Below are 8,412 nucleotides of genomic sequence, written 5' to 3'. Positions count from 1 at the left end.
TAGTAAGACTAAACAGATGCGCGTTTGGTGGTCAATCCACCATTTGTGTCAATGGGATGACGGTAGCCGTTGCGGTGTCAGCGATAGAAGGAAAGCGTTCGGTCGAGCGCGACGTCTTCGCTTACGACCTCAGCAAAGCCCAACTCCTGGCGGATTTTTCTGGTGTCGAGAGTCAGCGGATAGGTCAGATCCATGGCGTCCGCGCGATCGGCCCAGACACCGCTGCCGGCATCGGCTTTTACAACAGGGTTATTTAGCCCCAGGAGTGGGAGCACACGTTCGGCCCATGCATGGGCAGGTCGGACAAAATCCTGTCCGGCATTGTAGATTTGCCCGGCGGCATTCGGGTGCGTTGCTGCAAGAACCATAGCCTCGGCGACGTCTTCGACGTAACCGTAAGAGTTTAGCCAGCCATAGGCGCGCTCGTCGATAGCAAAGGCGACACCGGGTCTTGCATTGTCGACAATCCAGCCAAAGCGGCGTTGCTTGTCGTCGGGGCCGAAGATCATAGGTGGCCGCACGACCGACCAGTCCATACTCATCCCGGCGAGGGCTTCTTCCAGAACGAGCTTGTCATAATTCTCGAAGAGGTCCTCGCTGACCCCAGCTGGTCGCCGGCTATTGCCGCGATAGGGATAGCGCATCTGCCGAAGTGGAGAGTCTTCTGTCGCTGGTTCTATTCGTACGGGCGCCGTTCCCTTACGGAGCAGACCGGCATAATTGGAATAGACGTCGACCGAACTGGTCAGAACGTACCGAGCGCCAATGCGTTTTGCGGCGCGCATGACGCCGAGCGTATTCGCAGCGCTGAGCGCGAAGATGTCGATGACAGCATTTACATCATTCGCGGAGAGGATATCGGCAAGACGCTCTTCATCGACACGATCAGCGTGGGCGATGGCGACGCTATCTGGAAGGTTGGCCTTCTCCAGTCCCCGGTGGACGACCAGTGGTTTTTTACCGTGAGCCAGAAGTCGCAGGGCCACGTGCCGGCCGAGAAAGCCGCTGCCGCTGATGATCGCTACGGTCATGTATACTTCGCCCTTTCGCCCAGAGAGCCAGGATGTCGTGCGGCCTATTGCGGAATGAACATTGCCGTGATCATCGCCTCGGCGATGATCTTGTCGCCCACCTTGGCGATGCCGCGGTAGCGGCCGACCTGGCGTCGGCGGTGTTCCTTCTTGAGGTGGAAGTGGATGACGTCGCCCGGATGCGCCGGGTTGCGGAATTTGGCTTCGTCCACGCCGAGCAGCATCATCGTGTTCGTACCGCTCGCCTCGTCCTGTCCACGCAGGGCGATGGCTCCGGCAGTCTGGGCAATAGCCTCGATGATCAGCACGCCGGGGAAAATGGGCCGGTCAGGGAAGTGCCCCTGCGCCCAGGGCTCATTGATCGTGATGCACTTTACGCCGATCGCGCTGTCGTCGCCGTCGATGGAAACGATCTTGTCCAGCATGAGCATGGGGAAGCGGTGCGGCATGACGCTCAGCAGTTCACCGATTTCCATGGCATTCAATTCGGCCATTTCGCTAAGTCCTTCAAAACGAGACGCATCTGGTGCGAGGGAATACTACATTGCAGCGCAATGCCTAGGCCTGAAATGGCCTATTGCAGAGATTGCTGGGCGCAAATGTCCTCGTTGGCCGCCGAAGCCGACCGTCACCGGACCCTGCCATGGCGCGAAGACTCGGATAAGAGGGGTTCGCCCACGTCACGACGCAAACGGACCCGATGGCCGAGACCGACCTTTACCTTCCGCTCAAGGCCTTCATGGAAGCCGCCGGCTATTCCGTCAAAGGCGAGGTCAATGGATGTGATCTTGTCGGCGTGAAGGAGGGCGATCCGCCGGTTGTCGTGGTTTGCGAGATGAAGCTTGCCTTCAATCTCGAGCTTGTCATGCAGGGCGTGCAACGGGCGACATTCTGCGACGAGGTCTGGCTTGCCGCCAGTGCGTCGAAGACCCGGCGCGGGCGCGAATTTGATGCGCGCTTCCGCAATCTTTGCCGGCGCCTCGGCTTTGGGCTCATCGCCGTTTCAGAGATGGGCACGATCGATGTAATCGTTGCGCCCTTTGCGGCGACGCCCCGCAAGGACGCAAAGCGGCGCTCCCGGCTGCTCGACGAGCACAAGCGCCGCGTTGGCGATCCCCAGAAGGGTGGGGGTCGCGGCAAGCCGATCATGACCGCATATCGGCAGGACTGCATTGTCTGCGCGACCGCGCTCCTTGCCGGGCCGCAAAGCCCAAAGCAGTTGAAGGCGCTCGTTGTCAGGGCCCCGACAATCCTCCGGAGCAACGTCTATGGCTGGTTCGTGCGGGAAAGCCGCGGCGTCTACGGCCTGACCGAGCTCGGCCGGGCCGCAGTAGTGCCGCCGCAGACCTAAAGCGTCTTGCCCATCCAGATGGCGTCGTCGCGGCCGATCTCGCTCAGCCCGATATGCTTGTAAAAGCCAAAGGCCCGATCATTGGTCAGGCTGAGGCCGAGATGCAGGGCCTTGGCGCCGGCGTCCTTGAGTGAAGCCAACTCGGCCTCGATCATCTTGCGACCCCAGCCGCCCGTCTGGGCGGCGGGCAGCAGGTTTATGTGGAGGTGCGCGGGATAGTTGTCGGCCAGCGGAGCCTTGGCGTGCTTGGGGTGGCGGATATATTCGAGCACCCTGCCGTCATTTTTGGCGACGGCGTCGCGGCCGGCATATTTTTCGGCCAGCACCGGCCACCAGTCGGCGTCCAGTTGCTGTTCGAAGGCTCGGGTATTCTTGGTGCCCACAACGTAGCCCATGATGGCACCGCCATCGTCGAGCACGAAGGCGTGCTCAGGCTCGAATTCGAGATAGGGCACCGACCAGATCAGCCCGGGATAGTCGGGATCGGAATAGAGAGCGGAACCGTCGCCGCCCGCGTCGGCCGTCAGCAGGCAGATGGAGAAAAGGGCTGCCCGGTCTTCCGGGCGGGCCTGACGTATCTGGGGCGACATCAAATATCCTTGCCTTCTTGCATGCCTGGTTTTGTCTCGGCGCTTTGCCACGTTCCACTTTTGTGTGTTGCTGTGCAACAGCCGCCGTAACGCTTCTCAACTGCTTTGAGTTGTGTCTGACACATCTCGTTGTGCCGTGCAGAAGATGGCTGGCGTAGCGAAACGGCCGGGCGTAGTCTGCGCCTGCTTCCCGGTTTCCAAGCCGAGGAGGAGAACCGGTGCTTTGAGGGCGCATGTCGAAAATTGAAGTTAGTTACCGGCGGGGCAGTGCTTTGACCTCGTCCATGCCTGTCTGCGGCCTTTCTGATCGGCTGCCCTGATGATCGAATTCCTTCATTCCACCTCGGTGTGGCTTGAGACGCTCCTGAACTCCGTTTCGGACAATTTCTGGCTCTCGATCGGCTTCATCTTCCTCGTCTCCATTGGCGAGGCCGTGTTCATCCTGGGCCTGTTCGTCCCGTCCACTCCGGTGCTTCTGCTGGTCGGCGGCATCATTGCGACGGGCAAGCTGCCATTCTGGGAGATCTATCTGGCCGCCGTTCTCGGCGCCGTCATCGGCGATGCGATCTCCTACACGGTCGGCTTTGCGCTAAAGGATAGGGTCAAGACCATCTGGCCGTTCCGCAACTATCTCGACCTGCTGTCGCGGGGCGAGGCGTTCTTCGCCAAACATGGCGGCAAGTCGGTCTTCATCGGCCGCTTCATTCCCGGCGTCAAAGCGGTGGTGCCCGGGATTGCAGGCATGATGGGCATGCCCTATCGCTGGTTTTCCATCATCAACGTCTCGTCTGCATTCGCCTGGGCGGCGGCTCATATCCTGCCGGGCATGTTGCTGACGGCCTGGCTCAAATCCATCGGTCTATCGCTGGAACTGGTGATCATTGTGGGCGCCGCGGTGCTGACGGCGCTCTTCCTGCTGATCCACTACCACAGGACCATCATCCTGTTTTTCGCCCCGCTGATGGGCGATTTCGGCCGCTCCCTGCAGCGCCGCTGGGGCCGAACCAGCAGCTAGGTTTCGCGTCGAAGACAGCAAAAGGCCGGCGTGGTTTTCAACCACGCCGGCCTTTTTCATTTGGCTCAGGTCAGTTCGGAAGCGTCGGAGCAACTTCGCGAGCGGCAATGCGTGCAGCTTCGAGTGTCTTGTCGACGACCTCGTCATTGTGCTCGGACGAGACGAACCAGGCGCCACGTTCGAGCACGCGCACGCCCTGACGCAGCAGGGCCTGGGCGAAGCGGGCATAGCCGGCCTTGTCGGCGCGGGCGAGGTCGCGATAGTTGCGTGCCGGCGCATCAAGGCCGAAACCGATGTGGAACATCAGTTCGTAGCCGGTGACCTGCGCCTTGATGCCGGCTTCGGACAGGATCGAGCGGATGCCGTCGCGGAGGCGCGTGCCATAGACAGATGTCTTCTCGTAGTGCTCCGGCGTCAAAGCCTGTTGGGTCGCGACCATTGCGGCCATCGGAACTGGCTGCGAGTTGAAAGTGCCGCCATGGAGCACGCCGCCGGTGGCGAACATGTCCATAAGGTCGGCGCGGCCGACAATGGCAGCAACCGGGAAGCCGTTGGCGATCGCCTTGGCGAAGATCGAGAGATCGGGCGTAACGTTGAAGCGGCCCTGGGCCCCCTTCTGGCCGAGGCGGAAGCCGGTGATGACTTCGTCAAAGATCAGGATGGTGCCGTGTTTGCGGCAGGCGGCCTGTACCCCTTCGAGATAGCCGGGCATGGGCGAGATGGCGCCCTGGTTGCACATTGCGGCTTCCATCAGCACGGCGGCTACGTCACCACGGGCAAGACGCGCTTCGACGGCGGCCAGATCGTTCCATTGCAGGACGTCGAGGCCCTCCGCGTCAGCGGTGCTCTGGCCCTTGCTGCCGATAACGAGCGCGGGATCGTCCGCCGGGCCGGCATCGGCAAGGCTGGGGGCCGTCGACCAGAGGATATTGTCGAACCAGCCGTGGTAGTGGCCTTCGAACTTTACGATGGTGCGGCGACCGGTGGCCGCACGGGTGAGGCGCATGGCAGCCTGAGCAACTTCGGAACCGGAGGAGCCAAAACGCAGGCGCTCGGCGCTCGGAATGCGTTCGCAGATGATGCGGGCGGCTTCATATTCGATGGGTGACTGGCCGGCAAAGAGAATGCCCTTTTCGACCTGCTGCTTGACGGCGGCCTGCACGCCTGCCGGGCTGTGGCCAAGCACCATGGCGCCCATGCCGCAATAGTAGTCGATGATCTTGTTGCCATCGACGTCGTGCAGATAGGCGCCTTCGCCGTGCGTAAACACCAGCGGCCCATGGCCCATGCCCAGGCGGAAATTGCTATTTACGCCGCCGGCCACATAGCGAGACTCGGACGCGATGATGCGTGCGGACTCGTCGAACTTCAGCATTTCGCTGCTCCTCGGATTGTTTGTTCGAAAACACACCACGAGGCCGCCGAGGTAAACGCCGGGGCATTTCGTGGTGCGGAATAGTTTGCGGAAGTTCCTAAAGCGCAGCGCCGGAAAGGCCGGATTCGACCGTCAGCACGGCATCGACGAGGTTCTTTGTCTGCGGTGCGCTCGGCCGCGTGAACAGCTCAACCGGTTGGCCGACCTCGACAATGCGGCCTGCGGCAATGACGGAAACGCGGCTTGTCGTATAGGCGACCACCGAGAGATCATGGGCGATGAAGACAAGCCCTAGATTGAGGTCTCGAACCAGGTCTTTCAGGAGGTTCAGCACCTGCGCCTGAATGGAAACGTCGAGCGCCGAGACCGGTTCGTCTGCAACGAGCACACGCGGATTGGGCATGAGCGCACGGGCGATGGCGATGCGCTGGAGCTGGCCGCCCGAGAATTCATGCGGAAAGCGTTCGAGGGCGCTGCTGTCGAGGCCAACCTGATCGAGGACTTCGTGCAAGCGCTTGACGTGGTCACCCTCTATACGCAGGCTGCGCATGGGTTCGAGCAGCGCGGTGCCGACGCGCATGCGTGGGTCGAGGGAACTGCGCGGGTTCTGTAGCACCATCTGCACCGAGCGCCGGAAATTAGCGCGCGCGGCTGGCCCTGCGGCCCAGATGTCGGTGCCGTCGAACATCACCTGGCCCGATTGTGGACGTTCCATCCCTGTCAGGATGCGGGTGAGCGTGGTCTTGCCAGCGCCGCTTTCGCCGACAAGGCCCACGGCTTCACCAGCGCAGACGTCGAAATCTATGCTGTCGAGCACGGTGAAGCTGCCGGGCGGCGAGAAAAGCGCAGTGCGGGGCAGGCTATAGGCCTGGGTGACTTGCTGCATGGCGAGAAGCGGGCGGCGGTCGGACATGGTCATGCCTCCACGGCTGCGGTGGCGCCAACCGGGTGCCAGCAGGCCGCGCCATTGGCGGCAAGTTCGGGCATTTCGGCGCGGCATTTGTCCGTCGCCGCGGGGCAGCGGGGATGGAAGGCGCAGCCCGAGGGCAGACGCTGCAGTGGCGGCACCATGCCAGGGATGGACACGAGCCGCGACGTGCCGTCGAGAGCGATATTGTCCATGGTCGGCTGGGAGTCGAGAAGGCCCCGCGTATAGTGGTGGCGTGGATTGCGAAAAACCTCCTGCACCGGGCCATATTCAACGATGCGGCCGGCATACATGACGGCAACCGTGTCGCACATGGCGGCGATGACGGGCAGGTCATGGGTGATCATCAGCAAGGCGCTGTTGCGTTCGCGGGTGGCGGCATTAAGCAGCCGCAAGACCTGCTTTTGCACGGTGACATCAAGTGCAGTGGTCGGCTCGTCGGCAATGATCAACTGCGGATAGCAGGCAAGTGCCATCGCGATCATGATGCGCTGTTTCTGCCCGCCCGAAATCTGGTGCGGGTAGGAGCGGGCCAGTTGCTCGGGGCGAGGCAGGTTCATTTGCACCATCAGGTCGATGGCTTGCCGCATCGCTTCGCGCCTGCTGACGTCGCTGTGCCGATGGATGACATCAGCGATCTGATCGCCAACGCGCCGAACCGGGTTGAGCGACGACATAGGGTCCTGAAAGACCATTGAAATGGTCTTGCCGCGACGCGAGGACAGCGCCTTGTCAGACTGGGTCACGAGGTTGACGCCATCGTGCAGAACCTCGCCGCGCGCCTGCCAACCCGAGGGCAGCAGGCCCATGAGAGCGAGCGCGGTCATGCTCTTGCCCGATCCGGACTCGCCGACGAGGCCCATGCGGCCGCCGGCCGGAACCGAGAAGGAAACGCCGCGCACGGCATTGAGGTCTTCGTAGCCGACGATGAGGTTCTTGACCTCGATTGCGGGGGCCGTGGTCATCATGTCCTCCGCGCCAGTTTGGGGTCGAGCACATCGCGAAGGCCGTCGCCCAGGAGATTGAGCCCGAGCACGACGATGACAATGGCAAGCCCAGGCCACATGGCGAGCGGCGAGGAAATACCGACCTGCTGCTGGGCTTCGTTGAGCATCATGCCCCAGGAAATCGAGGGGCGGGTAACGCCAACGCCGAGATAGGACAGCCCTGCCTCGGTCAGGATGCCGGCGGCGAAATAGAGCGTAAACTGCACGATCATGACGCCAGCGACATTGGGCAGAACGTGGCGGAGGAGGATGAACCAGGTTGGGCGAGCATAAAGCCGTGCCGCGGTGATGAAATCTTCCTGCAGCACGGAGAGAGCCGCCGAGCGAATGACGCGGGTGAAGGACGGGGTGAAGAAGGCCGAGAGCGCCAGGATGGTGGTGAGGGCACCCGAGCCGATCGTGGCGGCCAAAACGAGGGCCGTCACCATGCCGGGAATGGAGAGCATGATGTCGGCGCCACGAGAAATGGTCTCGTCGGCGATGCGGCCGAAGGCGGCAGCCGAAAGGCCGGCTATGGTCCCGACGATCAGGCTGATCAATGCGCCGCCGGCGCCCACCATCAGCGAGGTCCGCGCGCCTACCATCAACTGGGAGAAGATATCGCGGCCGAGGGCATCGGTGCCCAGGAGATAGCCGGGCGCCCCCGCAGGCAGCAATCGATCGGGAATTCGCGGGACGTTCGGGTTGTGCGGCAGATAGAAGAACGAGGCGAGCGCCATGACGACGAAGGCAATGGTCACGACTATGCCGATGGTCAACGTCAGGTTGCGACGACGCCGACGCTTCGGTTTAGCGGGAGTTTCCGAAGTCGATACAGCGGTCATCGTGCCAGCCTCACGCGCGGGTCGAGCACGCCATAAAGCAGGTCGACGATGAGATTGATGAGCATGACGAAGATGATGATGAGCATGACGGTCGACTGCACGACGATCACTTCGCGCGCCGCGACATTGGCGAGGATCATGCGGCTCAGGCCTGGCAGGGAGAACACGGTCTCGATGATGACCGTGCCACCGATGAGTTCGGCGATCTGAAGGCCGACGACGGTGGCGATGGGCAGGGCAGCATTGCTGAGGCCTACCTGCAAAAGCGCCTGCATGCGCGTCATGCCGGTG

At 62.1% G+C, this 8,412-nt stretch carries 10 protein-coding genes; 2 read left to right on the top strand and 8 right to left on the bottom strand.

What is annotated here, in order from left to right; translation table 11 throughout:
* Positions 1 to 77: 77 nt before the first annotated feature.
* Both J0I64_RS06980 and fabZ read right to left on the bottom strand, forming a co-directional pair.
* The gene (locus tag J0I64_RS06980) at positions 78 to 1,031 is read right to left on the bottom strand and encodes an NAD(P)-dependent oxidoreductase (protein WP_291406876.1); all 954 of its coding nucleotides are present in this window, start codon (positions 1,029 to 1,031) and stop codon (positions 78 to 80) included.
* A 44-nt stretch (positions 1,032 to 1,075) separates the two neighbouring features.
* Positions 1,076 to 1,525 (bottom strand): 3-hydroxyacyl-ACP dehydratase FabZ, encoded by a 450-nt coding sequence (gene fabZ, locus J0I64_RS06975; RefSeq protein ID WP_291406875.1) that lies wholly within the window; start codon positions 1,523 to 1,525, stop codon positions 1,076 to 1,078.
* Between the two features lie 206 nt (positions 1,526 to 1,731).
* On the opposite strand from fabZ, the gene J0I64_RS06970 reads away from it, so the two are divergent.
* On the top strand, positions 1,732 to 2,382 hold the full coding sequence (locus J0I64_RS06970; protein ID WP_291406874.1) for a DUF2161 domain-containing phosphodiesterase: 651 nt from the start codon (positions 1,732 to 1,734) through the stop codon (positions 2,380 to 2,382).
* On the opposite strand, the gene J0I64_RS06965 is transcribed toward J0I64_RS06970, so the two are convergent.
* Positions 2,379 to 2,972, bottom strand: a complete 594-nt coding sequence (locus tag J0I64_RS06965; protein ID WP_291406873.1) for a GNAT family N-acetyltransferase — start codon at positions 2,970 to 2,972, stop codon at positions 2,379 to 2,381. The genes J0I64_RS06970 and J0I64_RS06965 overlap by 4 nt on opposite strands.
* A gap of 319 nt (positions 2,973 to 3,291) precedes the next feature.
* On the opposite strand from J0I64_RS06965, the gene J0I64_RS06960 reads away from it, so the two are divergent.
* Positions 3,292 to 3,987 carry a DedA family protein gene (locus J0I64_RS06960; RefSeq protein WP_291406872.1) on the top strand — a complete coding sequence of 232 codons (696 nt, stop codon included), beginning with the start codon at positions 3,292 to 3,294 and terminating at the stop codon, positions 3,985 to 3,987.
* Positions 3,988 to 4,057: 70 nt separating this feature from the next.
* On the opposite strand, the gene J0I64_RS06955 is transcribed toward J0I64_RS06960, so the two are convergent.
* From J0I64_RS06955 to J0I64_RS06935, 5 genes are all read right to left on the bottom strand, one after another.
* A complete protein-coding gene (locus J0I64_RS06955; protein WP_291406871.1) occupies positions 4,058 to 5,362 on the bottom strand; it encodes an aspartate aminotransferase family protein in 1,305 nt (434 codons plus the stop codon).
* A gap of 97 nt (positions 5,363 to 5,459) precedes the next feature.
* Complete coding sequence (locus J0I64_RS06950; RefSeq protein WP_291406870.1) at positions 5,460 to 6,275, bottom strand: dipeptide/oligopeptide/nickel ABC transporter ATP-binding protein; 816 nt, start codon at positions 6,273 to 6,275, stop codon at positions 5,460 to 5,462.
* 2 nt (positions 6,276 to 6,277) lie between these two features.
* Positions 6,278 to 7,255, bottom strand: coding sequence for an ABC transporter ATP-binding protein (locus J0I64_RS06945; protein WP_291406869.1), 978 nt, complete (start codon positions 7,253 to 7,255; stop codon positions 6,278 to 6,280).
* Entirely contained in the window at positions 7,255 to 8,121 is an 867-nt protein-coding gene (locus J0I64_RS06940) for an ABC transporter permease (protein WP_291406868.1), read from the bottom strand. Before J0I64_RS06940 ends, J0I64_RS06945 begins: the two co-directional genes overlap by 1 nt.
* On the bottom strand, positions 8,118 to 8,412 hold a 295-nt coding region (locus J0I64_RS06935; RefSeq protein WP_291406867.1), incomplete at its 5' end, for an ABC transporter permease subunit. The genes J0I64_RS06935 and J0I64_RS06940, both read right to left, overlap by 4 nt.

Origin of the sequence: Devosia sp. (genome assembly GCF_017307565.1) — a bacterium.
Classification (GTDB): domain Bacteria; phylum Pseudomonadota; class Alphaproteobacteria; order Rhizobiales; family Devosiaceae; genus Devosia.
Note: the sequence above shows the minus strand (reverse complement) of the source record. Positions and strands in the feature narration are given on the sequence as shown.